The 25,177-nt window shown below is 34.8% G+C and carries 27 protein-coding genes; 11 read left to right on the top strand and 16 right to left on the bottom strand.

The window, feature by feature from the left end:
* The first annotated feature begins 57 nt into the window (after nucleotides 1–57).
* Together addB and addA are read left to right on the top strand one after the other, a co-directional pair.
* Nucleotides 58–3,543, top strand: a complete 3,486-nt coding sequence (gene addB, locus HP569_RS05030; protein ID WP_182200069.1) for a helicase-exonuclease AddAB subunit AddB — start codon at nucleotides 58–60, stop codon at nucleotides 3,541–3,543.
* Nucleotides 3,543–7,253 (top strand): helicase-exonuclease AddAB subunit AddA, encoded by a 3,711-nt coding sequence (gene addA, locus HP569_RS05025; RefSeq protein WP_182200068.1) that lies wholly within the window; start codon nucleotides 3,543–3,545, stop codon nucleotides 7,251–7,253. The genes addB and addA overlap by 1 nt, the downstream gene beginning before the upstream one ends.
* A 68-nt stretch (nucleotides 7,254–7,321) precedes the next feature.
* Here addA and HP569_RS05020 read toward each other — a convergent pair whose 3' ends face one another.
* Genes HP569_RS05020 through HP569_RS04995 form a run of 6 tightly spaced genes read right to left on the bottom strand, consistent with a single transcriptional unit; the run spans nucleotide 7,322 to nucleotide 9,228 of the window.
* On the bottom strand, nucleotides 7,322–7,540 hold the full coding sequence (locus HP569_RS05020) for a spore germination protein (protein ID WP_182200067.1): 219 nt from the start codon (nucleotides 7,538–7,540) through the stop codon (nucleotides 7,322–7,324).
* Between the two features lie 14 nt (nucleotides 7,541–7,554).
* Complete coding sequence (locus HP569_RS05015; RefSeq protein WP_182200066.1) at nucleotides 7,555–7,962, bottom strand: spore germination protein GerPE; 408 nt, start codon at nucleotides 7,960–7,962, stop codon at nucleotides 7,555–7,557.
* Nucleotides 7,940–8,155, bottom strand: coding sequence for a spore gernimation protein GerPD (locus HP569_RS05010; RefSeq protein ID WP_182200065.1), 216 nt, complete (start codon nucleotides 8,153–8,155; stop codon nucleotides 7,940–7,942). Before HP569_RS05010 ends, HP569_RS05015 begins: the two co-directional genes overlap by 23 nt.
* Before the next feature lie 11 nt (nucleotides 8,156–8,166).
* Entirely contained in the window at nucleotides 8,167–8,724 is a 558-nt protein-coding gene (gene gerPC / locus HP569_RS05005; RefSeq protein ID WP_182200064.1) for a spore germination protein GerPC, read from the bottom strand.
* A 49-nt stretch (nucleotides 8,725–8,773) separates the two neighbouring features.
* A complete protein-coding gene (locus HP569_RS05000; protein ID WP_182200063.1) occupies nucleotides 8,774–8,986 on the bottom strand; it encodes a spore germination protein GerPB in 213 nt (70 codons plus the stop codon).
* Between the two features lie 23 nt (nucleotides 8,987–9,009).
* Nucleotides 9,010–9,228 carry a spore germination protein gene (locus HP569_RS04995; protein ID WP_182200062.1) on the bottom strand — a complete coding sequence of 73 codons (219 nt, stop codon included), beginning with the start codon at nucleotides 9,226–9,228 and terminating at the stop codon, nucleotides 9,010–9,012.
* 273 nt (nucleotides 9,229–9,501) lie between these two features.
* Here HP569_RS04995 and HP569_RS04990 point away from each other — a divergent pair, with 273 nt between their 5' ends.
* A complete protein-coding gene (locus HP569_RS04990; protein WP_182200061.1) occupies nucleotides 9,502–9,879 on the top strand; it encodes a YisL family protein in 378 nt (125 codons plus the stop codon).
* A 135-nt stretch (nucleotides 9,880–10,014) separates the two neighbouring features.
* Nucleotides 10,015–11,862 (top strand): asparagine synthase (glutamine-hydrolyzing), encoded by a 1,848-nt coding sequence (asnB, locus tag HP569_RS04985; RefSeq protein ID WP_182200060.1) that lies wholly within the window; start codon nucleotides 10,015–10,017, stop codon nucleotides 11,860–11,862.
* Between the two features lie 17 nt (nucleotides 11,863–11,879).
* Here the strand turns inward: asnB and HP569_RS04980 are convergent, their stop codons facing one another.
* Together HP569_RS04980 and HP569_RS04975 are read right to left on the bottom strand one after the other, a co-directional pair.
* The gene (locus HP569_RS04980) at nucleotides 11,880–13,241 is read right to left on the bottom strand and encodes an MATE family efflux transporter (RefSeq protein WP_182200059.1); all 1,362 of its coding nucleotides are present in this window, start codon (nucleotides 13,239–13,241) and stop codon (nucleotides 11,880–11,882) included.
* A gap of 278 nt (nucleotides 13,242–13,519) precedes the next feature.
* Nucleotides 13,520–14,380 (bottom strand): DegV family protein, encoded by an 861-nt coding sequence (locus tag HP569_RS04975; protein WP_182200058.1) that lies wholly within the window; start codon nucleotides 14,378–14,380, stop codon nucleotides 13,520–13,522.
* Between the two features lie 211 nt (nucleotides 14,381–14,591).
* Between HP569_RS04975 and HP569_RS04970 the strand changes: the two genes are divergently transcribed.
* Complete coding sequence (locus HP569_RS04970) at nucleotides 14,592–15,440, top strand: YitT family protein (RefSeq protein WP_182200057.1); 849 nt, start codon at nucleotides 14,592–14,594, stop codon at nucleotides 15,438–15,440.
* Nucleotides 15,441–15,489: 49 nt separating this feature from the next.
* Here the strand turns inward: HP569_RS04970 and HP569_RS04965 are convergent, their stop codons facing one another.
* Complete coding sequence (locus HP569_RS04965) at nucleotides 15,490–15,753, bottom strand: NifU N-terminal domain-containing protein (RefSeq protein ID WP_182200056.1); 264 nt, start codon at nucleotides 15,751–15,753, stop codon at nucleotides 15,490–15,492.
* A gap of 152 nt (nucleotides 15,754–15,905) precedes the next feature.
* Here HP569_RS04965 and HP569_RS04960 point away from each other — a divergent pair, with 152 nt between their 5' ends.
* Nucleotides 15,906–17,519: a GGDEF domain-containing response regulator gene (locus HP569_RS04960; RefSeq protein ID WP_182200055.1), complete on the top strand. Its 1,614-nt coding sequence runs from the start codon at nucleotides 15,906–15,908 to the stop codon at nucleotides 17,517–17,519.
* Nucleotides 17,520–17,635: 116 nt separating this feature from the next.
* Here the strand turns inward: HP569_RS04960 and HP569_RS04955 are convergent, their stop codons facing one another.
* The 3 genes from HP569_RS04955 to HP569_RS04945 form a co-directional block, all read right to left on the bottom strand.
* The gene (locus HP569_RS04955; RefSeq protein WP_182200054.1) at nucleotides 17,636–17,827 is read right to left on the bottom strand and encodes a DUF3813 family protein; all 192 of its coding nucleotides are present in this window, start codon (nucleotides 17,825–17,827) and stop codon (nucleotides 17,636–17,638) included.
* 11 nt (nucleotides 17,828–17,838) lie between these two features.
* Nucleotides 17,839–17,964 carry a competence protein gene (locus tag HP569_RS04950; RefSeq protein WP_182200053.1) on the bottom strand — a complete coding sequence of 42 codons (126 nt, stop codon included), beginning with the start codon at nucleotides 17,962–17,964 and terminating at the stop codon, nucleotides 17,839–17,841.
* 117 nt (nucleotides 17,965–18,081) lie between these two features.
* Nucleotides 18,082–18,915 (bottom strand): Cof-type HAD-IIB family hydrolase, encoded by an 834-nt coding sequence (locus HP569_RS04945; RefSeq protein ID WP_182200052.1) that lies wholly within the window; start codon nucleotides 18,913–18,915, stop codon nucleotides 18,082–18,084.
* A 155-nt stretch (nucleotides 18,916–19,070) separates the two neighbouring features.
* On the opposite strand from HP569_RS04945, the gene HP569_RS04940 reads away from it, so the two are divergent.
* Together HP569_RS04940 and HP569_RS04935 are read left to right on the top strand one after the other, a co-directional pair.
* Nucleotides 19,071–19,835 carry an alpha/beta fold hydrolase gene (locus HP569_RS04940; RefSeq protein ID WP_182200051.1) on the top strand — a complete coding sequence of 255 codons (765 nt, stop codon included), beginning with the start codon at nucleotides 19,071–19,073 and terminating at the stop codon, nucleotides 19,833–19,835.
* Between the two features lie 79 nt (nucleotides 19,836–19,914).
* The gene (locus HP569_RS04935) at nucleotides 19,915–20,226 is read left to right on the top strand and encodes a metal-sulfur cluster assembly factor (protein ID WP_182200050.1); all 312 of its coding nucleotides are present in this window, start codon (nucleotides 19,915–19,917) and stop codon (nucleotides 20,224–20,226) included.
* A 63-nt stretch (nucleotides 20,227–20,289) separates the two neighbouring features.
* Here HP569_RS04935 and HP569_RS04930 read toward each other — a convergent pair whose 3' ends face one another.
* The 3 genes from HP569_RS04930 to HP569_RS04920 are packed head-to-tail and all read right to left on the bottom strand — an operon-like array spanning nucleotide 20,290 to nucleotide 22,610.
* A complete protein-coding gene (locus tag HP569_RS04930) occupies nucleotides 20,290–20,985 on the bottom strand; it encodes a Crp/Fnr family transcriptional regulator (protein WP_246366919.1) in 696 nt (231 codons plus the stop codon).
* Between the two features lie 54 nt (nucleotides 20,986–21,039).
* Nucleotides 21,040–21,741 (bottom strand): Crp/Fnr family transcriptional regulator, encoded by a 702-nt coding sequence (locus tag HP569_RS04925; RefSeq protein ID WP_182200049.1) that lies wholly within the window; start codon nucleotides 21,739–21,741, stop codon nucleotides 21,040–21,042.
* A gap of 50 nt (nucleotides 21,742–21,791) precedes the next feature.
* Nucleotides 21,792–22,610, bottom strand: coding sequence for an undecaprenyl-diphosphate phosphatase (locus HP569_RS04920; RefSeq protein WP_182200048.1), 819 nt, complete (start codon nucleotides 22,608–22,610; stop codon nucleotides 21,792–21,794).
* Nucleotides 22,611–22,720: 110 nt separating this feature from the next.
* On the opposite strand from HP569_RS04920, the gene HP569_RS04915 reads away from it, so the two are divergent.
* Nucleotides 22,721–23,071: a hypothetical protein gene (locus HP569_RS04915; protein ID WP_182200047.1), complete on the top strand. Its 351-nt coding sequence runs from the start codon at nucleotides 22,721–22,723 to the stop codon at nucleotides 23,069–23,071.
* A gap of 51 nt (nucleotides 23,072–23,122) precedes the next feature.
* Here HP569_RS04915 and HP569_RS04910 read toward each other — a convergent pair whose 3' ends face one another.
* A complete protein-coding gene (locus HP569_RS04910; RefSeq protein WP_182200046.1) occupies nucleotides 23,123–23,314 on the bottom strand; it encodes a DUF2929 family protein in 192 nt (63 codons plus the stop codon).
* 127 nt (nucleotides 23,315–23,441) lie between these two features.
* Here HP569_RS04910 and HP569_RS04905 point away from each other — a divergent pair, with 127 nt between their 5' ends.
* Together HP569_RS04905 and HP569_RS04900 are read left to right on the top strand one after the other, a co-directional pair.
* Complete coding sequence (locus tag HP569_RS04905) at nucleotides 23,442–24,086, top strand: hypothetical protein (RefSeq protein ID WP_182200045.1); 645 nt, start codon at nucleotides 23,442–23,444, stop codon at nucleotides 24,084–24,086.
* 71 nt (nucleotides 24,087–24,157) lie between these two features.
* Nucleotides 24,158–25,126, top strand: coding sequence for a BMP family ABC transporter substrate-binding protein (locus HP569_RS04900; protein ID WP_246366918.1), 969 nt, complete (start codon nucleotides 24,158–24,160; stop codon nucleotides 25,124–25,126).
* The last annotated feature ends 51 nt before the right edge of the window (nucleotides 25,127–25,177 follow it).

Genomic DNA, 25,177 nt, shown 5'->3' with positions numbered 1-25,177 from the left:
GTTAAAATGGAAGGAGCGAACAGACAATCGATTGAAGTATGTGAGGAGAGAAAAGAAATGAGTGTCCGTTTTTTAATAGGTAATGCCGCGGTATCGAAAAGTAACCAATGCCTAACAGAAATAAAAGAGGAATTAAAACAAGATCCAAGAGGAAACGCAATTATTTATTTAGTACCGGACCAAATGACTTTCCAACAAGAATATGCATTATTACAAGATGAAATAAATGGAAGTATACGAGCGCAGGTACTTAGTTTCTCACGATTAGCTTGGCGGGTTTTACAAGAAACTGGCGGGGCAACAAAACAGTTTATCAGCTCAACAGGTTTACAAATGATGCTTCGAAAAATCATCGAAGAGCGAGCAAGCGATTGGCAAATGTTCCAAAAATCTATAGAGAAGCACGGTTTTATTGAACAAATTGAATCGATCATTACCGAATTTAAACGTTATCGTATTACACCGGAACTTCTAGCTATGCAAATAGAAGAAATGGACCAGTTTAAGCATTTAACACCTAATGAAAAAGGGCTAAAACAAAAATTAGAGGATTTATATTATCTGTACGAAAGACTGGTAAGTGTATTAGACGGAAAATACATTGATCAAGAAGATCAGCTTAATTTATTAATAGACAAAATGTCACAAGTAACTTTTTTAAAAAATGCAACGATTTATATTGATGGTTTCCACCGGTTTACACCACAAGAGCAAGAGGTAATCGGTATGTTAATGAAGCAAGCGAAACATACTACAATTACACTCACTTTAAATCAAATACCACAAGAACCAACAGAGTCATTTGATATTTTCTCTCAAACGAAAGAAACCTATCAAACTTTAAATGAGCTAGCAGATGAATTAGGACTTGAATCGAAAACAGAGGTTCTAGTTGAAGAGAAAGATAGACTAGCTCCGGCATTTATTCATTTAGAGAAATTTTTTGATACTAGACCAGCTCCAAGTTATCAACATGAAGCACCAATCCAACTAGCACAAGCAGTACATCCGCGGGCAGAGGTAGAAGGAGCGGCGCAAGAGATTTTGCGTCTAGTTAGAGAAGAGGGATTTCGTTACCAAGACATTGCTGTTTTAGCAAGAGAACCGGATGTATATCATGATCTCATTGCAACAATTTTTAAAGATTATCATATTCCTGCCTTTATTGATGAAAAAAGAACGATGCTACATCATCCATTAGTAGAATTAATTCGTTCAGCTTTGGATGTTGTTGTTGGCAACTGGCGTTATGACACACTTTTCCGTGTCTTAAAAACAGGACTAATACCAACAAGTAATCAAAAAGATCCATTAGATATGGATGCAATCGATACATTAGAAAATTATGTACTTGAATACGGTATTCGCGGAAGAAAACAATGGTTAAGTGATAAACCGTGGATTTTTCAACGTTTTAAGGGTTTTGAACAAGCCGGTCAAACAGATTACGAGAAAGAAAAACAGGAAAGAATCAATTGTTATCGTGATCAAGTTGTACAAGCACTTGAACCGTTAGATAGGAAATTGCGAGCAGCAGAAACGATTGAGGAAAAAGCTGCTGCACTATATGAATGGTTGGAGCATTTGGGAGTACCTGACCAACTGGAATATCTTCGTGATCAATTCGAACAAGAAGGTGCATTGGAGGTTGCTAAGGAACAAGAACAAGTTTGGGACGCAGTATTACAACTTTTAGATGAAATGGTTGAATTAACTGGTTCTGAAACGATTTCATTACAGCTGTTTCAACAAAGTTTAGAAGCGGGGCTAGATACGTTAACCTTTGCACATGTTCCACCAAGCATCGATCATGTAGTAGTAGGGACAATTGACAGATCTCGAATGACTGGAATAAAGGCATCACTACTTTTAGGAGTGAATGAAGGAACTTGGCCAATGAAGCCGAAGATAGATGGTGTATTGTCAGAAGAAGATAGAGTACTACTAGGGACCCACGGATTGCAATTAGCAGATGGGGAAAAACAACAATTGATTGATGATTGGTTTTATGTTTATTTAGCATTTACCCTTGCTACAGAAAAATTATGGATTAGCTATCCGCTTAGTGATACAGAGGGAAAAGCAAAGATAGCTTCTCCATTAATTAAGCGCATATATGATTTATTCCCGAGAACAAAGGAAACGGTTATTTTATTACAAGATCCAGAAGAGATGGAAGAAGCAGATCGATTTGTAACGACACCAAACAAAACGCGATCCGCTTTGACGGCACAGTTAGCAAAGCACCAAAGAAACTACCCTATTGATCCGATTTGGTGGAGTGTGTTTAATTGGTTTGTTAATCATCAAGAAAAGCATGGGAAAACGCATGCCATCTTGCAAAGCTTACTTTATCAAAATAAACCAGTGAATTTAGAAAAAGATACAGTTGAACAGTTATATCCAAAGCAAATTAAAGCAAGTATATCAAGGCTAGAAACCTATTACCGTTGTTCTTATCAACATTTTGCTAGATATAGTCTGGGATTAACCGAGCGTCAAACATATAAGCTAGATGCACCTGATATCGGACAATTATTTCATGAAGCCTTAAAGCAAATTACAGAATGGATTCAAGCAGAGGACAAAAGCTTTCATCATGTTTATCAAGAACAAGCAACTACTTATGCAAAGCGTGCTGTTGAGAAATTAGCACCTATTTTGCAACATCAAATTTTGCATAGTTCAAATCGGTTTTACTATATGAAAACCAAATTAGAGCGAATTATCGCAAGAGCAACATTTGTATTGAGTGAACAATCAAGAAAGAGTAATTTTTCACCTGTTGGTTTAGAACTTGGGTTCGGTTTATCTAATAGCCCATTAGATCCATTACGTTTATCATTGCCGAACGGATATGAATTATTATTAAGAGGGAGAATTGATCGAGTAGACCAAGCGAATGAAGTGGATCCTTTATATTTACGAATTGTTGATTATAAATCAAGTGCAAAAGGGCTAAATCTAGTAGAAGTATATTATGGGTTATCCTTGCAAATGTTAGCATACTTGGATGTCATTTTAACGAACGCAGAGAAATGGTTAGGACTTCAGGCTTTACCTGCCGGTGTTCTTTATTTTCATGTGCATAACCCGATGTTGTCAGAAAACAGTGCATTAAATGAACAGACCATTGAAGAGAAATTATTTAAAAAATTTAAAATGCAAGGTTTGTTATTAGAGGATGAATCCATTGTGAAAATGATGGATACGAGCTTGGATAGCGGAATGAGCACAGTGATTCCAGCAGGTCTGAAAAAAGACGGAAATTTCAGAAGTGGTTCCAACACAGCAACTTCTGAAACGTTTGAATCGCTACAGACTTATGTGCGTCAATTAATGATTGAAGCAGGTGTAGATATAAGTAATGGTGGTGTTTCGCTAAATCCATACCAGCAAAAGCAACAAGTAGCTTGTACGTATTGTCCTTTTCGATCTGTCTGTCAATTTGACACGACATTACCAGAGAATAATTATCGTCGCTTAAAAGAATTAAAAGACGAAGAAATAGTAGAAAAAATTAAGCAAAAGGAGGAGAGGTAATGCCGCAGTGGACGAAAGAACAAGAACAAGCAATATATACAAGTGGTACAGATACATTAGTAGCGGCTGCGGCTGGGTCTGGTAAGACAGCAGTATTAGTTGAACGAATTATTCAGAAACTTATCGATAAACAAAATCCAGTAGCGATTGACAGCCTGTTAGTTGTAACGTTTACGAACGCTGCAGCACAGGAAATGCGTAATAGGGTAGCAGAAGCACTAGAGTCGGCTTTAGAAGTTTCCCCACAATCGAATCATTTGAAAAAACAACTGGCATTATTACAGCAAGCATCCATTTCTACATTACATGCTTTTTGTATGGATTTGATTCGTCGAAATGCTTACTTATTAGATATTGATCCTAGCTTTAGAATTGCTGATACAATCGAAGCGGATATGCTGAGACAAGAAGTGATGGATGATTTATTTGAAACGTGGTATGGAAAAGAAACAAATGAGCAACAAGCTTTTTTTACTGTAGTAGATAGCTTTTCTAGTGACCGTAGTGATGTGGAAGTAGAAGAATTGATTTTAAAGCTATATGATTTCGCTATGCAGAATCCTTGGCCAGAAGAGTGGCTGGATCAAATAGTGGAAATGTATGCAATTGCACTAGAAGCTGATGAAGCGGATCTACCATGGTTAACTATATTAAAAGAAGATGTGCACAGACAGCTTAATGCTATGCAAAGTGAGGCAGAGCAGGCTTTAGAAAAAACAAGAGAAAGTGATGGGCCTTATCATTATGCAGAAGCTATTGATGCTGATTTAGTCATGATTCAAGAAGGGAAAGCAAAATTAGCATTCAGTTGGGAAGACACGCGTACTCATTTTATGGAAGCTAAGTTTGCAGCTTTATCAAGAAAAAAAGTGGAATGCAATGAAGAAACCAAAGAAAAAGTGAAATCCATACGTAATAAATATAAAAAACGTTGGAATGAACTTTCCGACAATTGGTTCTCGAGAAAGCTAACTGATTATTTAGCTGACATGCAAGCACTATATCCATTAATGAAAGAGTTAGTCACATTAGTTAAAGCTTTTAAAGCAAGTTACACAGCTATAAAAAAGGAAAAAGCACTTGTTGATTTTTCCGACTTAGAGCATTATTGTTTACAACTTTTATTAGCAGATGATGCAACATCAGATCAGATTTTGCCTTCTAAAGTTGCTCAAGCGATGCAAGCTAAATTTACAGAGGTTTTAGTAGATGAATATCAGGATACCAATCTAGTTCAAGAGACAATTCTATCCTTAGTAACAAGAAAAGATCTTGGAAATATGTTCATGGTAGGCGATGTAAAGCAAAGTATTTACCGTTTTCGACATGCGGAACCGTCATTATTTATTAACAAGTATAAACGATTTGCAGAGTCTTCAAATGATGAAAAAAGAATTGATCTTGCCCGAAATTTCAGAAGTAGGCAAGAAGTATTAACAGCAACGAATTACATCTTTCGTCAATTGTTAGACGAAGAAGTAGGTGAAATTGCTTATGATCAAGATGCTGAATTAATTTATGGCAACCTATCTTATGATGAATTGCCGTTAGAAAACCCGAATACTGAAGTAGTTATCATTGATCGAGATACAAAAGAAACAGAAGCAGAAACAGAGGAAGAAACTCTGGAAGATTTGGAGAAAGCACAAATTGAGGCAAGAGCTTACGCAAAACGAATACAAAGCTGGATCGGAAATCCAGATCGACCTGCAATGCAAGTAATGGACAAAGCGACAGGTCAAAAACGTTCGATACAATACCGTGATATCGTCATTTTAATGCGTTCCATGACATGGGCACCTACAATTATGGAGGAGCTTAAAAAGCAAGGAATTCCAGTATATGCGGAGATAGCAAGCGGCTATTTAGAAGCAATTGAAATTAAAGTCATGATTAACTTATTAAGAGTGATAGATAATCCTCAGCAAGATATTCCACTTGCAAGTGTATTACGGTCACCAATAGTAGGTTTGGATGAGAATGATCTAGCAGAAATCCGTTTAGCTAAAAAGCGCGTAAGCTATTATGAGGCATTATTGGCATATCAAAGTATAATGTCTGACCGAATCAAACAGAAGCAGTTATCTACTTTTTTAACAAACTTAGAATCATGGCGAACACAAGCAAGACAAGGATCACTCGCAGAACTTATATGGCAAGTGTATCGTGACACAGGGTATTATGATTTCGTTGGTGGCATTCCTGGAGGTAGACAAAGACAAGCTAACTTGCGAGCGTTATATGATCGAGCTCGTTCCTATGAATCCACTTCATTTAGAGGTTTATTTCGTTTCTTACGCTTAATTGATCGCATGGAGGAAAAAGGAGATGACCTTGGTGCAGCAAGAGCATTAGGTGAATCAGAAGATGTTGTGCGAATCATGACGATTCACAAAAGTAAAGGATTAGAATTCCCAGTAGTGATCTTGGGTGCGATGGATAAACAGTTTAATCAGCAGGATCTAAAACAGAAATATTTACTACACAAGGACCTTGGTTTCGGTAGTAAATACATTGATCCAGAAAAAAGAATTATGTATCCAACACTTATTTATCACGCATTGAAGCAACAAATGAAACAAGAAAGCTGGGCAGAAGAGATGCGTGTACTATATGTTGCGCTTACCCGTGCAAAAGAGAAATTAGTCATGATTGGATCTGTTGCATCTTTAGACAAGAAATTGAGCAAATGGCAAGAAGTTATCGATCATCCAGACTGGGTGTTACCTGCTCATTACCGTTTAGAAACGAACACTTATTTAGATTGGGTTGGTTCTAGTCTGATTCGTCATCAACAAGCAACTCCATTACGAGAGAAAGATTCCGCCCAAGCTCCAATTACGATTGCTGAAGATCATTCTAAATGGGATATTCAATTGGAACATGCCAACATGTATCGTGTACAAACATCTGAATTAGAACATACAAAGATGCATGTGGAACAGAAGATAAGTGAGTGGCAACCAATTTTAGACACGGATGAGTCCTTAGATAAGAAAGTACAAGAACGGTTAACATTTTCCTATCCGTATGAGCAAGCTGCGAATTATCGAGCAAAGCAAACAGTTACTAAATTAAAAAGACAACACGAAGTAAAAGATATATACAGTGATACGCAGTTAATTAAAGATTTTAAAGCGCCTATCACAAAACGACCTGCTTTCATGCAGAAAGAACAAAAGCTACGTGCATCAGAAATTGGAACAGCAATGCATACAGTCATGCAGCAATTACCATTTACAAAAGTGTGGAAAGAAGAAGAAGTTTTAGAGGCTGTTCAAGAGATGGTAACGAAAGAGATATTAACTCAAAACCAAGCAGATGCAATTGATGCCAATGCGATTGCAGCTTTCTTTAAGACAGATATTGCCGCAAATATGTTACAAATGAAAAATGAAGAAATCTATCGAGAAGTTCCGTTTAGTCTAACCTTAAGTGCAAAAGAGGTCTATCCTAATTGGTCTTCAGATGAAGAAGAGCGGGTGTTCATTCAAGGGGTAATTGATTTAATTGTACCAGCATCAGATGGCTGGATTTTAATCGATTACAAAACGGATCGTATCCAGGAAGGTACAGAAGAAAGTCATTTAGCTGAACGATATCGTATACAATTAAACTTGTATGCAAAAGCATTAGAAGAGATATGGAAACAACCAGTAGTTAAGAAATATTTATATTTCTTTTCAACTAGTAAGTTAATCGAAATATAAGGATAGTGTAAAAAGATGATTAGATTTAAATCTAATCATCTTTTTATGTAAAAGTGGGAGGACCCACTTTATGCGTTTGCACTCATGACTTGATCAACGGCATCTGGATCAAGTGTGTTTGTTGCATTTAAACCACTATTCGTATTAATAAAATCGCCAGTATTGAAAGCACCTGATCCTGCAGATGTTTTTGATGAACTCTTTGGTGATAAATAAAAACTATCTCCAAAATTAACCACTCCGCCACCAACTGAAACAATTTTAATTGGTCCGACTATCGCTGGCATATCATCCACCTTCTTTAATCGTTCTTCTTAGTTATCATATGAACTTGTTCGTCTGACTGTTCATCCGATTGCAAAATTCGAATATGCTTAAGCCTTGATTCAGCGTCAATGGTATTTACATTTCCAAGCTGTACAACAGAAGCGGCTGTTACACCTGTTATATCAATCGCATTAACATGAATATTGTTATTATGATTAAATGTAGCTTTTTGTATTATTGTTTTTGGTAAAGGGGCAAATTTTTTGCTAAAAAGAGGATAATTGCTAAATGAATATCCTTCATCAGATTTTATACCACCTTCTTTTTGTATGGCAATGACATTTGCTTTTGGCTTTAGAATGGTAGCATCACCAATTTCAAAGATGCAAGAGTTAATCATGTTATTTACTCGAACTAATTTAATTGTTGATGTCCGAGACATTGGTTATACTCTCACCGTCCTCTCGACTTAATGGAACAAGGGAGCCAACGATATAAGATTCTGGAGGTGTATCGTAGTAAGATTGTAATTGCATACAATCATTATCCCCTACAAGAAAAACAGATGAAGAAGCTATTGCAGTAATATCTATTCCACCAACATTTAATCCCCAATTATGCACTTCAAAATACATATGCTTCACTCCTACTGTTTAAAATATTCTCGTAACCCATAATCAATTTCTTCTTTAATTTTATTGAAAATAAATTTTTCTCTACTATTTTTTTGTTGTATCTGTTGTTTATCTGCTTCTTTACTATAGAAAGATATACGTTCAGCTAACTGCTTACGTATATCTTGAATAATAAGGTTTTTCTTAGTTTCATCAATCGGACGATTTGCTTCTCTTGCCATTTGATCAAGCAAGGTAGGGCCAACTTGATAAATATATGCATCCAATTGAGCAAGTAAAGGTTGAGGTTGATTTAATTGCTTCTCTCGCTGCTGTAATGGAACAGAGAAGTCTTCTACATTTGCAAGATCTTCAGGAGAAAAACCAATGTGTAATGTTCCATCCATACGCTCAATCTTTAATTGGTCAAAGTGGTATTCTAATTTTTCAATCGTAGTATTTGAAGGGACATTTTTCTGTTCTGATTCTAGTTGGTTTACTCGAATGGATAAGTCATGAATTCTTTTATCTTGTTTTTTAATGTGTGCATGCAGCTGCTCGATATAATGATACCATGTGTCATTATTCATCCTATCCCTCCTGTAATACATGTCGATCTTACTAAAAGCACTTATCTAATTAACTAAAGGCCGCCAATGGAACTAAAGGTGCTTCTGGTTTACTCTGTTGTAATTCAGCAGGAGCAGCTAGTTCTTCGTATTCTCCTGTATTATATAAATCAGCTGAAGATTGGATTGAACCAGCACTTCCGATTTGCAGAACTGAAGAATTGGAAATACTACCTATCTTTAACATCTGAATAGTAATTGTTTGATGAACGGTCCAGTGCATCGTTATCACTCCACTCCTAAACATTAAAAGCTTGTTATAGTTTGATCAATTTTATCCTGATCATTTATTTGTGTGTTTGCTTCATTTATATGAATGGAAAGTCCATTACCTGTATTAAAAGAGCCACCACCAGCAAATGTTTTTAAATCGGAATAAGGTTGCATGATGTATACATCTCCAATATGAAAGATGCTTGAAGCACCAATTGAATTAACTTTTACGGCTCCCACAATCGCAGGCATATTGCTTCCTCCTTTATCTTAGTTTATGAGTAAATATCCCAATTGTGCTTTTTGAAGAAAAATTCAATTGTACTATTCTTATATTTTTAACGTTTAATTTTCGTGTAACTTGGTTATAAACTAGTAGATTGTTTCATTCTCCGAAACAGGCGAGTAAAGAAAATGGAAAAATGTTTGAATTAAAGTTAAAATGTATTTTAGTATGATAAGTAAATAAAATTGAAGTATACTTTGTCATGTGGAAAAATTATAAAAATATACAGGAGGAATAATATGATTCATTTACACATCACATCATGGGTATTAGCGCTCATTCTGTTTGCAATGTCTTATTACTATTATAAGGTGGATAAACAAAAAACAGCTAAAATAACACATATGATTACTAGATTATCGTACTTACTAATTCTTTACTCTGGAGGAGACTTATTGGTAGGTTACATTCAATCAGGCACATTTAATTCTTTTGCGGCTGAAACGATCATTAAAGTTGCTGCTGGATTATGGGTAATTGCTTGTATTGAATTGTTACTTGTACGTTTTGCTAAAGGTAAACCAGTAAAAGGATTCTTCGTCCAATTAGCTGTTGCATTAGTTATTGTAATTGCCCTAGGATTTGGACGTCTACCTTGGGGATTGCTCCCAGTATAATGACCTTTTAAATAAAGCATATTGCTCTTTTTTGAGTGATATGCTTTTTTTGTTTTAGACACAACTCTTACCTGTTAATCATATAAATAAAAAATGATACCTGTTTAATAGCGTGAAAGGGCGTGTCGAATAAAGATGTGTGGAATTACAGGCTGGCTTGATTTTCAACGAGATTTATCCAAACAATCAGGACAAATTACGACTATGATGGATACATTAAACCACCGAGGACCAGATGAACAGAATCAATGGACTTCAACACATGTAGCATTTGGACATAACCGATTAATTGTCGTTGATCCGGATGGTGGTAAGCAACCAATGCATTGCTTGGTAGAAGGGAATGACTATGTACTTGTATATAATGGTGAATTATACAATACAGAAGATATAAAAAAGGAATTAATAAAAAGAGGCTGGACTTTTGCGTCTCATTCGGATACAGAGGTTATATTAAAGAGTTATATCGAATGGGAAGAAGCGTGTGTTGATTATTTTAATGGCATATTTGCTTTTGGAATATGGGACCCAGTCAAAGAACAACTATTCCTTGCTCGTGATCGATTAGGGGTAAAGCCATTATTTTATGCAGAAAAAAATAGTTCATTTATCTTTGCATCTGAACTTAAGGCGATTCTCGCACATAGAGCCATTACACCTATTCTTGATAGTGAAGGGATTAGTGAATTACTTGCGCTAGGACCTTCAAGAACACCGGGAAATGCTCTGTTTAAAGGAATTTCTGAGCTGCGTGCAGCTCATATAGGCATTGTTGATAAAAATGGCTTTCGCACCAGAAGATATTGGAACGTGAAAAGTGAACCACATAAAGATAATTTAATTGAAACAGCAGAAAAAGTGCGCTTTTTATTGACAGATGCCGTAGAAAGACAATTAGTATCTGATGTGCCACTAGGCACTTTCTTATCTGGTGGAGTTGATTCTAGTGCAATTACTGCCATTGCTGCTAATTACTTAAAAAGAGAAAAAGGTATGACGCTATCTACATTCTCTATTGATTATGAGGAAAACGATAGGTATTTTAAAAAAAATAGTTTTCAACCTAATAGTGATGCTGATTTTATAGGGGGAATTGTTGATGCGCATCAAACAAAGCAATATACTTTTGAAATCAATAACAATGTGTTAGCCGATTTGTTGAAAGAAGCGACAATTTTTCGAGATTTTCCTGGAATGGCTGATGTAGATAGTTCATTATTGTGGTTTTGTCAACAAACTAAAAAAAATGTAACTGTTGCACTATCAGGTGAATGTGCAGATGAAATATTTGGTGGTTATCCTTGGTTTTATCGAGAAGATGATTTGAATAGAGAAGTTTTTCCTTGGATTCGTTCGTCCGAAATACGTAGTAGCTTATTAGTAAAACAGTTTAAAAAGGATTTATCTTTAGATGACTATATGCGTGAACGTTTTGAAGAAACTATGGAGGAAACACCACTCCTAGATGGTGAAGATGCTCTATCAAGCAAGCGTAGACAATTATTTTATTTAAATATGCATTGGTTTATGCCAACATTATTAGATCGAAAAGATCGTATGAGTATGGGAGCCAGTTTCGAGGCTCGTGTCCCGTTCAGTGACCATCGCTTAGTTGAATATGTTTGGAATATCCCTTGGGAAATGAAAACATATCAAGATAGAGAAAAAGGAATTCTTCGTAAAGCTTTAGAAGGTCTACTTCCTAATGAAATACTTTATCGAAAGAAAAGTCCATACCCAAAAACACATCATCCTGACTATACAGAAGCAGTGATAAATTGGATGAATGCGATTATTACGAATAAAGATGCTCGATTATTTGAATTATTTGATCGAGATGAAGTTGTTAAATTAGTCAATAGTAAAGGAGAAGAAATAGATACACCGTGGTTTGGTCAATTAATGAAGGGACCTCAACTTCTAGCATATTTAGGACAGATTGACCATTGGTTAACCTATTACAATATTAAAATAGAGCAATAAAAAAAACAAACAACAGTTTAGTCTGCTGTTTGTTCCTTTTGAACGTACGCCTTACGAATCCACACTTTTGACCGCCAGCGCTTGAGCATGAGCATTCCTCTAAGCCATTCGTCGGCAATAAATCCGATCCATATACCAACAAGTCCCATACCAAGGAATATGCCAAAGAACCAAGCAAAAGTAACACTAACTCCCCACATAGATAAAATACCAACGAAGACGGGGAACTTCACGTCTCCTGTAGCACGTAATGCATTAATAACCACTAAATTAAATGCTCGGCCAGGTTCTAAAATGACAGTAATAAGTAATAATAATGCTCCCTCTTCAAGTATGGTTTGATTATTAGTAAATATCCCTAATAAAAAATCACTTGAGAAATAGACAACTACTGCAGCAAAGGTACTAATGAGTATAGCAATTTTTAAGCTTTTTATTCCACGTTTATAGGCGGAATCGATATCCCCAGCACCGATCATATGTCCGATTAAAATCTGTGAACCTTGTCCAATAGCGATCGAAAACAATAATATAAACATCATAATATTTTGAACATAAACTTTTGTTGTAATAGCAACCGTTCCTAATTGAGCAATGAAATAAGTAATAACCATCTGGCTGGCATTATAGGATAATTGTTCACCGGCAGACGGAACCCCTATGTTAAGTAGATCTAAAACATTTTGTTTCTCATATCGATAAAAAGAGCGGAATGGCAATGTTCCTTTGTTGCGTTTAATTAAAATAATCAATAAAGTGATAAATCCTAAGAATCGACTAATCATTGTAGAATAAGCAACACCAATAACTCCTAATACTGGGAATCCAAATGGTCCAAAGATAACAAAAAAGTTACCAATAATATTTATAATATTCATACCGATAGTAACGTACATCGTATCTTTGGTATATCCATAGCTTCGTAAAATAGCGGAAACAGTCATAATAAGTGCTTGAACAAATATAAAGCCACCGACTATATTCATATAAGCATCTGCTTCACCCATTAATTCGTGCGGTAAATCCATTAGATTCAATAATGTTGTACTAAAAAAGGTAAGAAATAAACTTAAAAGTAATGAGAATATTAAATTTAGACTTATCGATGTCACCGCAATTTTACCGGCAACTAATGGTCGGTTAGCTCCCAGATTTTGCGCAACTAGAATAGAAGCACCAGCTGCCACGAAGCCAAACATTACAATTACAACGGATAAAATTTGATTAGAAACGCCAACTGCTGCAACAGCATTATCTGAATATTGACTAAGCATAAGTGTATCAGCATTACCCATGAGCATATGAAGTAATATTTCAACAAAAATAGGCCAAGTCAAAGCAAATAAGGTTAACTTTTTTGTTTTATTTACATCTGTCAAAGATAGTAACTCCTTCCATATCTAGTGATGTTCACTGACGTTTCACTTATCTTAATGTAGAAAAGAAGTGAAGACATGATTATAACTTTACGACTATTCCTTATAGATAGCAATAGCTATTTTATTATCTTTACACAGAAGACCTCTCCCGACAATTACTAAATAATCATTTCTCATAAAAAAACAAACTATGCATGCATAGTTTGTTTTTAAAATAAATAGAAATTGCTTAAAAGTTATTCTCTTTTAGTTAAGTATATATATTAGTACAGTTTAAATTATTGATACGTATCATTTAAGAAAAATAATGCAATTGTTCCTGGTCCAGCATGTGCTCCTATACTTGAACCAATCATATTAATTTTAATATCTTTTACTCCGAATGTTGATTGGATCATCTCTGCTAATTGATTTGCGGTATCGAGTGCGTCCCCGTGACTAATTCCAATTCGCTGATCTTTTAAATCTACACCACGTTCTTCCATAATTTCTAACATACGCTTCCATACTTTTTTGGAGCCGCGAATTTTCTCAAGCGGAATAAGTTTTCCATCCTCTACATGAAGAAGTGGCTTAATTTTGAGTAACGTACCAACAAAAGCAGCCGATTTGCTGACTCTTCCACCACGATATAAATATTCTAAATCGTCAACAGTAAAAATGTGCTCCATATGTGCAGCATAATAACTGCTAATTCGCTCAATTTCTTGTAGAGAAGCTCCTTGTTTAGCTAATTCAGCTGCGCGAATGACAACTAAGCCGTATCCTATCGAGGCACACTTTGTATCAATGATCGTCAATTCCCAATCAGGATACGCTTCCTTTATATCCTCTTCTGCAATTTTTGCTGACTGATAAGTACCTGACAATTCAGACGAAAATGCGAGATAAAGACAGGATTTATTTTGCTTTGCATAAGTTTCAAATAAGGCTTGAAAAGCAGCAGGAGAAACTTGTGAGGTTTTAGGTGTTTCACCATCACGCATCGCATCGTACACTGTTTTTGCAGAAATGGTTTTTCCATCCTCATAATCTTTGCCTTTTAATTGTACAGTTAAAGAAACGCAATGAACCCCATATGTTTCCATATCTTCTTGTGATAAATCACACGCGGAATCCGCTAGTATTTGTACCGCCATTTTAATATCCCCCCTATATAATTTTATTAAAAAATTAAAATAAAGCCATTGCATAAGTAATACTTCTAGTTTATAGTTAGCAAGGGTATTCGTCAAAGTAAAAAATCTTGATCATACTCCTTGATTAAAGAACATACAGGTTGGGTATGTTTAATATAAATGTAAAATACTTAAATAGGTAAGTGTGCGATTTTGATTGGGGGTTTACTATATGTTTTTATTTGAAGCGAAAAGAATTGCGATTGTTGTTTTAGGTGCTTTACTTAATGCCATTGCGCTAAACTTTTTCTTAATTGGCGCAGATGTTTACGCTAGTGGTTTTACGGGGATGGCACAACTTTTATCAACTGTATTCTCAGATTATTTAAACATCGACTTTATTAGTACGGGTATTTGGCTATTATTATTAAATATTCCTGTTGCTATTCTGGGCTGGTTAAAAGTTGGAAGACATTTCACAGTTTATAGTTTCTTATCTGTTGCAATTACAACGGTGTGTTTGGAAATATTACCTGTCCTTAGCTTTTCAGGAGATATTATGTTAAATGCCGTATTTGGTGGTGTAATTGGTGGTGTCGGTATAGGGATCACACTGAAATGGGGTGCTTCTACCGGTGGTTCAGATATAGTTGCAATGTTCCTTTCTCGTAAAAAGGATCGACCTATTGGAAGTTATCTTATGATTATTAATGGAATCATTATTCTATTAGCAGGTATCTTAAATGAACCAGAAAACGCATTGTATACTTTACTTACTTTGTATGTGACAACGCGTGTAATTGACGCCTTGCATACACGTCATGAGAAGTTAACAGCAATGATTGTTACGAAAAAAGCGGATGAGTTACAACAAGCGATACATGATACGATGGTGCGCGGTATAACGATATTACCTGCTAGAGGGGCGTACTCAAAAGAAGATAAAGCAATGCTTGTATTAGTCATTACGAGGTATGAACTATATGATTTAGAACGAATTATTCATGAAGTGGATCCGAATGCTTTTACAAATGTTGTCCAAACGACAGGAATCTTCGGTTTCTTTAGAAAAAATGATTAAAAAAATGTACGAGGCGATATCGCCTTGTACATTTTTTTGCTAACTTATATTAATAACCGTACTGATTAATAATCGCTTCTACTTTAGGAATGATTTGATCCCAGTCAGCATCAATTAATTTATTCACAGTAATGAAGTGCTGAAAACCAAATACATTGTCAACGCCATCTAATTGCATTAAATCATTCATAATAGCATGTTCACTCGTTTGACCTGGCATGACAGATATACTATTATCACCTTGAAAAATCATGGAATCAGTACTAAATTTCATTGCGTTCGGGTTCGGTGTTGATTCGACTAAAACACTCATGTTATTTCCTCCTAGACGTAACATATTCTTTTGTTTAGTTTAGCAAAAATATCTTGAAGATTAAAGTCAAAAAGCATTGATAAACGTCTAAACTTGTTTTACGCTAATAGAAGTAGATATTCATATTGATTCGATCGTTTGGAATCAATGTAATGAGAATTTGGAGTGAACGCTTAATGGATACATACAAGCAAATGTATATCGAACGTCACAAAAAAATAATAGACACATTGGATCAGCAAAAAACGATTTCTAGAGATGATCTATATGAAATATTAACTAATATTAGCAAAACAGCTAGTTATGTAGGTTTAGATAAATTTAGCCAAGTATCATCGAGTTTATTAGAACGATTAAACATGACAGATAAGATCGATTGGACTAATGCTGAATGGAGTAATTTTATTCAACCATTAATGGAGCTTTTTTACGAAGAAACAAAAAAACTGGAAAACCGAAAACGTATCCTACTAATAGATAAGAATGAGAACTCATTAAACCAAACAAAAGAGGCATTAGAAGATAAAAAATATGAAGTTTTATTAGCAACGAATAGAAATAGGGCGGTTCAGTTCTTTTATGACTTTCATCCTGATGTTCTTATTCTTCATCTTTGTAATGATGAACAGATGGTTTTCGATATTATCCATCGCTTGAAAAAGCGTGCAAATGAATCTGGTATGATTATGATGGTTGTTGGTAAACAAGGTGACGCGCATTTAAAGATGAAAGCTTATGACGCGGATGTCACTGACTATATTGAAAAGCCAATCCAATATGATGTATTAGAACACATATTGCAAAACCGAATTCGTCAACAGCATTTCTTTAGAGAGAGCATATTAATTGATGAATTAACACAGGCCTATAATCGTACTTTTCTAAATACTATTTGGAAAGGACTAATGAAAAAGTACAAGCAATCGGATAGAGTCTTTTGCATTGCAATTTTAGACTTGGATTTCTTTAAGCGGACTAATGATCAATATGGTCATGGTGTAGGGGACGACGTGTTAAAATACTTCTCTGCTTTTATTCTTCGTAATAAACAAAACAAAGACTACTTCATTCGTTATGGTGGAGAGGAATTTATTTTAATTATTAATGAATTAGATCAAGCGGCAGCTGCTGAATATATGCAACAACTATTAGACGGTTTACTGAAGACGCCATTTAATCTGGATGGTAAGGACTTACCCATAAGCTTTACTGCCGGTGTTTCACAGATGGATATACAAATTGAGCAAATAGAAACGTTGATTGAACAAGCTGATCGCGCACTAAACTATGGTAAGAAGCACGGGCGTAAACGAATTGTGAAGTATAACGGATTAGTAGATCAAGAACAATTGTCAGACCAAAGGGAAATATTGAAGTTAGCAATAGTGGATGATGATCGTTTTGTTCGGCACATGTTGAAAGATAAATTGACTAAGTTAGAAATTAACCCTTATCAAATCGAAGTAGAAAGTTTTTCAGATGGAGAAGGTTTTATTTCCTCTGATTGGTACAAAGGAAGAGATAAAAAAATTCTTTTGTTAGATGGTGTTTTGCCAAAAATGGACGGTTTGGACATTTTGCAAAAACTTAGAGAAATTGTAAATGAAGAAGAATTGGGGATAATTATGTTGACTGGTAGGCAAAAAAATAGTGATATGGTCCAAGCATTAGAGCTTGGTGCAGATGATTATATTACAAAGCCATTTAATGTTAAACAATTAGAAGCTAGGATAAAACGATTGGTTCAGCGATTATTTAAAAAATAATTTTATGTTATGCACCCTATAGACTAAATCAAATAAAAGTCTATAGGGTGTTTTTTATATCTTAGCTGAGCGTCAGCTTGTGATTATTCTGGAGTGTGACAATATATGTTGCAGTCTTATTGTAATTCTTGATTTTCTCTTAATTGCTGCTCTAATTGCTGAAGCTCTTCTTGTTCTTGAGGTGTAGCCTTTGAATATGCTGATTGAATAGCGTTGCTAGCGGCTTGTTTATCTTTATCAGACATTGAATGGCCGTTAGTTAAACGTTGTATTGCTTGCTTAGCTTGTTGCATAAAATGATTTTCCATGCCAGGCCCTCCTAAACATTCGATTTGTTTTGGTCTAAATCTGCTAATCGTTCTTTATAAGGAAAACGCTCATCATGTTTTCTTACTGAATCAGCACCTTGTGCGGTAAAACGTTTTGATTTACTTTTTTTTGTCATACGTAAACCTCCTACAGTAATGAAACACACGCAGATGTTATTACAAACAAAAAGCTTGTAATCCATAAATGAACTACAAGCTTAATTTAAACAAAAAATCATTTTTTATACGACGGACTAGACAGTTTTAGTTGATAAATCTAAGTATTTTTCTAAAAATAACCCAATTCCATCTGCTTCGTTAGTTTCTGTTACGTGATTAGAAATATCTTTTAATTCTTCAATAGCATTTCCCATTGCCACACCTACACCTGCATATTCAATCATCTCTAAATCGTTGTCTTCATCACCAAACGCAATAACATTTTCTTGAGGAATATGGTAATAGTGCGCAATTCGCTTTAATCCGACTGACTTGTTCATCCCTTTTCGAACGACTTCAATAACATTCCATGGAGCACCCCATTTACGATGTTCAATAACAGTTGAATGCTCAGTGTCTAATCGTTCTCTTAAAGTCGTAATATGTGATTCATGTGGATGAATCAACAGCGAAGTGGGATCCACATTCAGTTGATTTTTTAATGAGCCGATAGTAATTGGACTTTCTTCTTTATCAGTGAAGAGAATTTCCATGAGTTCTTCGTCATAACGGTCAAGGTATACATCATCAGAGACCTCAGCCATAACATTCTTCACTCCAAGATCATAACACGTTTGAATAATTGCTTTTGCTGTTCGTACAGGAAGTGGGCTATGTAAAGCTTTCCACTTTGTATCAGTAGGATGATGAATGAGTGCACCATTGAAGTTGACCATCGGCGTTTCTAGTCCTAATTCATGATAGTAATCAATACTTGCTCGATGTGGTCTACCTGTTGCAATTACAACGATATGTCCTTCTTTCATTGCTTGAAGTACGGTTCGTTTTGTTTTTTCACTGATGACCTTTTTATCTGTCAGCAGTGTGCCATCTAGATCTAAAGCAATCAGATGTCGATTATTTGTCATGTAAAATCACCTCATATTAGTAAGTATAGTGTAAAGAAGAAAAGTCTCACTGTAAAGGAATAAATGTTTTATGGCTAATTTTTGCATCTAGAGCTTGTAGAATATATGATAATACTATAAATACAATATATAAAGATAGAAAGGGACTTTATTAAATGATACATATTAATAAACAATACTGGGCAGACATACCTATTCTAATTGTAGAAGAGGAAACACACGTAAATAAGCCATTACCTGTAATTACTTACATGCACGGATTTACTAGTGCAAAAGAACATAATTTACCATTGGCATATATGTTGGCTGAAAAAGGTTATCGTGTTATTTTACCTGATTGTTTACTTCATGGAGAAAGAGAAGGAGAAGTTTCTCAAGAGGAGAGACAGTTGAAGTTTTTTGAAATTGTTCAGAAAAATGTGGAAGAAATTAAACAAATAAAATATTTTTTAGATGAGAAGGGGTTAATTGCTGACGGAAGATTTGGACTTGCTGGCACGAGTATGGGTGGAATGACGACAGCTGCTGCGTTGACGCAATATCCTTGGATTAAAACAGCAGCGATTCTAATGGGAACACCGAAATTAACTTCGTATATGGAAGGGTTAATAAGTATTTTAGAAGAACAAGGACTACAAGATTTTTTTGAAAAGAATGATATAACTACAATATTAGATAAATCAAAAGAATTGGATCTGTCTTTGCAACCTGAAGTGTTGGCTGGAAGACCATTATTTTTCTGGCATGGTGAAGCAGATTCAGTTGTTCCATTTGATCATGCTTATAATTTTCATGAAGCTGTTGTGCCATTATATAAGAATCCAGAAAATATTCGTTTCTTACGTGAAGTAGGTGCAGGGCATAAAGTAAGTCGATTTGCGATGATCGAGACTGCAAATTGGTTTGAGTTACAATTGTAAAATGTGATTTAGATCATTTAATTTTTCAAAATTTATGTTTATAATATATAGTAAGTATGTGAACAGGAGGAATGTTAAAATGGAAGAAGCATTACAGGAAAATTTAATGGGTGCTTTGGAAAATGTAATTGATCCAGAGCTTGGTATAGATATTGTTAATTTGGGTCTTATTTATGGTGTTGATCTGGAAGACGATGGAACAGCAGTAGTAACCATGACATTAACAGCTATGGGTTGTCCATTGGCGGCACATATTGAAGAAGATGTAAAACGCTGTTTAGAAGACATTCCAGAAGTGAAAAGCACACAAGTAAATATTGTCTGGAGCCCACCTTGGAGCAAAGACCGTATGTCAAGATACGCGAAAATTGCATTAGGAATTCCAGATTAAAAAATAAAATCCAACCGTCCAACTGTATGCATTCGGACGGTTGGATTTTAAGCTTTCATTGACCTACTCAATGAAGAACAATTGATACAGTTTTTCCGGTTGAATAGATAAGTAGCCAGTGCTTTCTTTTTTTATTGCGTCTTTTTTCTTTAGCTGTGACATTGTTCTGCTTATCGTTTCCCGACTTGCTCCAATCATATTTGCCATTTCTTGATTCGAAAAGAACTGGTTTAAAGTAATCCAATGATTGTCCGATGCTACGCCATGTTTTTCAGAGAGACGTAACAATAGCATAAGAATCTGTTCAAAACTATTATGTAAAATCTGCTCCTCCAATCGATTTTGTAGATCGACAATCAAATTTCCGAGCATGTAAATTAACTTCACACTCAATGACGGCTGCTCAAGAAGCAATGCTTCAAAGGACTGTATCGGTAGAGAGAGCAATTTCGTTTGCTCCATTGCTACTGCATTTGCAGGGTAGTAACTACGCTGAAAGAAACCTTGATGCGGAAACATCTCTCCTTTAGTCAAAACATTAACAATTTGTTCTTTACCGTTGATATCATTTTTATAAATTTTCACATTACCATGTTCAATGAAATAAATACATTTTAGTGGCTCTTCATGAAAAAAAACATGCTCTCCCTTTTTATATGTATTCATGCGTAATAACGTTTTAATAGATACCAGCTCTGAATCTGTTAAATCTTTAAATAGTGGAAAATCTCTCAACATATTTATTATATCGTTAGCCACATTAACACTTCCTTTTAAAGAGAACCTATTCAACTTGTTGAATAGGTTCTCTAATTAATCAATTGTACATAAAACAATTGGGCAATTTTCGCAATTAATTTCTTCTTTCAAAAATTCTAAATCAAAAATAGTTATTTTTCCTTTTTCGATCTTAATGATGTTATTTCTACGCAGATCGTTTAATAAACGATTCACACTTTCTCGTGAGGTACCACAGAAGTTAGCTAATTCTTGATTTGTCAAACTAATGTTAATTAAGATTCCGTCGGGTACTTTTTTTCCATAACTATTTGTTAAACGTATAAGTGTGGAGTATAAAGCCCCTTTTTTACCATGAAGCACAAGATCTCTGAATTTGGTTTGATCTTTTCGATAAGTGAGATTCATTATTTTTAAAAATTCCATAGTCAAGTTTGGATCAACTAATAATTTCTCTTCTAATGTTTGTTTCTTAATTACTCCAACCTCGCCATCCTCCATAACTTTTGCATTAAGGATGTATTTCGGTTGTTCTTCTTCAAAAGCCAGCTCACCGACTATATCATGTTTTGCGCATATACGTAGAGTTAACTCACGTCCATCTGGAGAGATTTTTCCTATTTGTACTCTCCCAGAATAGATAATGTATAGTTCAGAAACCTCTTCACCTTGTTGAAATAAGAAAGTATTCTTTTTAATGGGTATGCGATGATCAACTGCTGATAATACAGCTGAAAGGTCTTTAGACATCCCTTTTAGCTGTCTTTTTTCATCCATGAATATCAGCTCCTAGCAAAATAGGTGTATTCCTCTTAGTTTAGAACGATTTATAGTAAAAGAAAAGCAAAAAAACCGACGATGAAACAATAGAAGGCAAAATATTTCAAATTTCCTTTAGCCATAATGTTCATAAACCAACGCAATGAATAATATGTAGCAACGATTGCTGTGATAAAGGCTAATAAATAAGGTATCCACATTGTTTTTAGCTCAGGTGTAAACAAATCATCTAATGAAAGAATCATGGTCCCTAAACTAATTGGGATATAAAGTAAGAATGAGAATCGCAATGCAGTCTCTTGTTTTGTTCCTAGTAACATAGCAGCTACAATGGTAGCACCAGAACGACTAATACCAGGGATTAAAGCAACTGATTGTGCTAGCCCAATAATAATTGCATCTTTCAAAGTTAATGCGCCATCGTTTTTTCGGCCGCGAATATTTCTAATAATCCATAGTGCGATTCCTGTGACAATAAGTGTAATACCGATAATTTTATTAACACTAAAAATTTCTCCGATTTGGTCTTCAAACAATAATCCGATTACACCAGCAGGAATTGTCGCTACTATAAGATACAAGATGAAATTAAAATCTGTTTTTGCTTCTAACTCTCGATTGACAATGTATTTGAAACCATTCTGGATTAGGCGAATGATATCTTTCCGATAAATCATTAATACAGCAATCAATGAGCCGAAATTAACTAAAATTTCAAAAGATAAATTTTCTAATTTTAAATTAAATAAGTTTTGTACAATAACTAAATGCCCACTAGACGAAATGGGGATAGGCTCCGTGAAACCTTGAATGAATCCAAAGAAAATATATTTTAACAATATAGCAAGTGAATCTGAATATTCCATTTTAACTCTCCTAATCTAATAGTTTATCTTACTGTTTACAATCAATTGTGTGTTTGTCACATGCCCTATCTCAGTTGCATAAAATACCGATGAAGAGAGGAGAGGGTTAGATGAAGAATCCACAATATCAAGTACCACAAATGTATGATTTATGTAAGAATCATATGTATCATTATGTATTAATAGAAACGTCAGATGGAACAGCGATTGATGGTATCATAACAGATGTTGATGAACAATCTGTGCACCTCGCAATTCCAAATACAATGCAAACAATGCCGGAAGCAGAAAATAGTCGTCAATACTATCCGAGTTATGGGTACGGTGGGTATCCTTATGGAGGTGGTTATCCATATGGTCCAAGACCACCATATGGCCCATATCCAGGTTATGGACGTTTTAGACGATTAGTATTGCCATTGGCCGCGTTAACTGCATTAAGTGTCTTACCATGGTTTTAAGGTTAAAAATACCCCCTTACCAATAGGTATGGCAAGGGGGTATTTACCTAACTATTCGACTGTTTCATTGGTATCATTCTTAGTTATAATACCATCCCCAACTATTGAGACTACAACAGTAAGTCCTACTGTTAAAGCAAGAACTGGTCCTATACTAAATTGTTCTCCAGCCATGCTTAATAATATATAGCCTACAGCAGAGCTGATTGCAAATGACCAAATTAATAAGCCAAGGTAACGCATAGTTCTCACCTCTATTAAAAACATTCTTTATATATCTTACCAAATAAAATCATGAAAATAAAGCTAATCTTTTTTTTATAAAATAATTATTTATTTTAATTCGTCTCGATAAAGAAAGGTGATTTATATGTATGTCATTGTAGGCGCGTTTAATTGGATCGGTTATCACATCGTTGAACAGCTTTTATCAGATGGAGAAAAGGTTGTTGGTGTAGATAAATTAGATTCAGAATTAAAAACGCACTTTTTACTTTCAATAGGAAGAAATGCGAACTTTACATTTATGGATGAAACCTCAGAAACGTATCATAAAATTCAACAACAGTCCGTCGAACATATTCTTTTAATTAACCGCTCAGATCAAAACTATATAAATTTAACAAAAGAAGTAGATGTTTATTCGCTTCATACGAATGTGCTAACAGATAGAAATGATTTAGTGACCTACATTCGCATGCCACTTATCTATGGTGTTTGGATGCCAAGAGATAGCTTTTTTCTAAGGTGGAATAAGGAGAAAATATCTTTCAACTCAGAATTATTTAAACAGAGTGCTGTAGCTATAGAGGATTTTATTTTTGTTGTATTACAAATTATCGGAGCTAGCTTAAAACCGAATGTTATACAATTATGCATGAAGAAAAACGAAGGAAACCAGCATGATATATCTAATTTATATATGATAGAACAAAGAAATTTTAAAAATAAACTCACAGAATTGGAGTCGCATTATCAGCAATTCAAAGCAATATATGAACATCACGATATCTAATTCGTGTTTTTCCGTTTACTGTTTTATTAGGAAAAGGTAAAATAAAATAGTAATCATAGCTGTATGAGGATGTGCATAAATTGAAGAACATCATTATTATACTTTATTTTACAACAATTTTTGTAGCACTTGTTTCTTTAACTGGTTGTAATTCTGGCGGTAAGATCAATAAAGTGGGGATGCTTGTAGAACATTCCATCAACGACCAAACATGGGGAGAAAAAGGGTATAATGGTTTATTGCAAATAAAAGATAAATACAATGTGGATGTGTTTTTTAAAGAAGAAGTAAAAACACAAGAGGAAGTTAATAAAGCAGTTGGCGAGTTTACTACACAAGGTGTGAATTTAATATTTGGTCATAGTAGTATTTATGGTAAATATTTCAATAACATTAAAGAAAACTATCCCGACATTCAATTTGTGTATTTTAACGGCGCTTACAAAGGAGATAATCTAACAAGTTTACATTTTAACTCGAATGCCATGGGTTTCTTTGCCGGTATGATTGCTGGTAAAATGACAGAAACAAATCAAGTCGGTATTATCGGAGCTTATGAATGGCAGCCAGAGATAGAAGGATTTTATGAAGGGGTGAGTTATCAAAATCCGGATGCCACCATCTCTATGAATTTTGTTAATGACTGGGATAATACGGAGCGTGCAATAGAGATTTTTTCTGAAATGAATAATAACCATGTGGATGTCTTTTATCCAGCAGGAGATTCTTTTAGTAAAGAAATTATTGATCGTGTTCGTCAACAAAATAAATATGCTATTGGCTTTGTGAGTGATCAATCTGAGTTAGGGAGACACACGGTTTTAACAAGTACTGTTCAACATGTAGACAAGCTTTATTTATTAGCTGCGGAGAAATTTGATAAAGGCAATTTAGATGGAGGTATATTTACTTACGATTTTGAGGATGAAGTAATTTCGCTGGGCACATTTAGTCCAGAAATGCCAAATGTATTTAAGCGATATATTGAGGACGAAATTGAAAAATATACAGAAACAGGCTTATTACCAAACGAAAGATAAACTGATACTTCAGTTCTTTCGTTTTTTCTTTTGTATACTAATGTGAGTGTT

The organism is Paraliobacillus salinarum (assembly GCF_014083865.1).
Taxonomy (GTDB): Bacteria; Bacillota; Bacilli; order Bacillales; family Amphibacillaceae; genus Paraliobacillus; species Paraliobacillus salinarum.
This window is presented reverse-complemented; position numbering and strand designations above follow the sequence as displayed.

Coding starts and splice junctions, on each gene's coding strand:
- HP569_RS05015 (WP_182200066.1), bottom strand. CDS start 7,962: ATGTCTCGGACATCAACAATTAAATTAGTTCGAGTAAATAACATGATT.
- HP569_RS05010 (WP_182200065.1), bottom strand. CDS start 8,155: ATGTATTTTGAAGTGCATAATTGGGGATTAAATGTTGGTGGAATAGAT.
- HP569_RS04935 (WP_182200050.1), top strand. CDS start 19,915: ATGGAAGAAGCATTACAGGAAAATTTAATGGGTGCTTTGGAAAATGTA.
- HP569_RS04990 (WP_182200061.1), top strand. CDS start 9,502: ATGATTCATTTACACATCACATCATGGGTATTAGCGCTCATTCTGTTT.
- HP569_RS04970 (WP_182200057.1), top strand. CDS start 14,592: ATGTTTTTATTTGAAGCGAAAAGAATTGCGATTGTTGTTTTAGGTGCT.
- HP569_RS04945 (WP_182200052.1), bottom strand. CDS start 18,915: ATGACAAATAATCGACATCTGATTGCTTTAGATCTAGATGGCACACTG.
- HP569_RS04920 (WP_182200048.1), bottom strand. CDS start 22,610: ATGGAATATTCAGATTCACTTGCTATATTGTTAAAATATATTTTCTTT.
- HP569_RS04995 (WP_182200062.1), bottom strand. CDS start 9,228: ATGCCTGCGATTGTGGGAGCCGTAAAAGTTAATTCAATTGGTGCTTCA.
- HP569_RS04955 (WP_182200054.1), bottom strand. CDS start 17,827: ATGGAAAATCATTTTATGCAACAAGCTAAGCAAGCAATACAACGTTTA.
- HP569_RS05000 (WP_182200063.1), bottom strand. CDS start 8,986: ATGCACTGGACCGTTCATCAAACAATTACTATTCAGATGTTAAAGATA.
- HP569_RS04965 (WP_182200056.1), bottom strand. CDS start 15,753: ATGAGTGTTTTAGTCGAATCAACACCGAACCCGAACGCAATGAAATTT.
- HP569_RS04905 (WP_182200045.1), top strand. CDS start 23,442: ATGTATGTCATTGTAGGCGCGTTTAATTGGATCGGTTATCACATCGTT.
- HP569_RS04940 (WP_182200051.1), top strand. CDS start 19,071: ATGATACATATTAATAAACAATACTGGGCAGACATACCTATTCTAATT.
- HP569_RS05020 (WP_182200067.1), bottom strand. CDS start 7,540: ATGCCAGCGATAGTCGGACCAATTAAAATTGTTTCAGTTGGTGGCGGA.
- addB (WP_182200069.1), top strand. CDS start 58: ATGAGTGTCCGTTTTTTAATAGGTAATGCCGCGGTATCGAAAAGTAAC.
- gerPC (WP_182200064.1), bottom strand. CDS start 8,724: ATGAATAATGACACATGGTATCATTATATCGAGCAGCTGCATGCACAC.
- HP569_RS04910 (WP_182200046.1), bottom strand. CDS start 23,314: ATGCGTTACCTTGGCTTATTAATTTGGTCATTTGCAATCAGCTCTGCT.
- HP569_RS04975 (WP_182200058.1), bottom strand. CDS start 14,380: ATGGCGGTACAAATACTAGCGGATTCCGCGTGTGATTTATCACAAGAA.
- addA (WP_182200068.1), top strand. CDS start 3,543: ATGCCGCAGTGGACGAAAGAACAAGAACAAGCAATATATACAAGTGGT.
- HP569_RS04950 (WP_182200053.1), bottom strand. CDS start 17,964: ATGACAAAAAAAAGTAAATCAAAACGTTTTACCGCACAAGGTGCTGAT.
- HP569_RS04915 (WP_182200047.1), top strand. CDS start 22,721: ATGAAGAATCCACAATATCAAGTACCACAAATGTATGATTTATGTAAG.
- asnB (WP_182200060.1), top strand. CDS start 10,015: ATGTGTGGAATTACAGGCTGGCTTGATTTTCAACGAGATTTATCCAAA.
- HP569_RS04960 (WP_182200055.1), top strand. CDS start 15,906: ATGAGAATTTGGAGTGAACGCTTAATGGATACATACAAGCAAATGTAT.
- HP569_RS04925 (WP_182200049.1), bottom strand. CDS start 21,741: ATGGATGAAAAAAGACAGCTAAAAGGGATGTCTAAAGACCTTTCAGCT.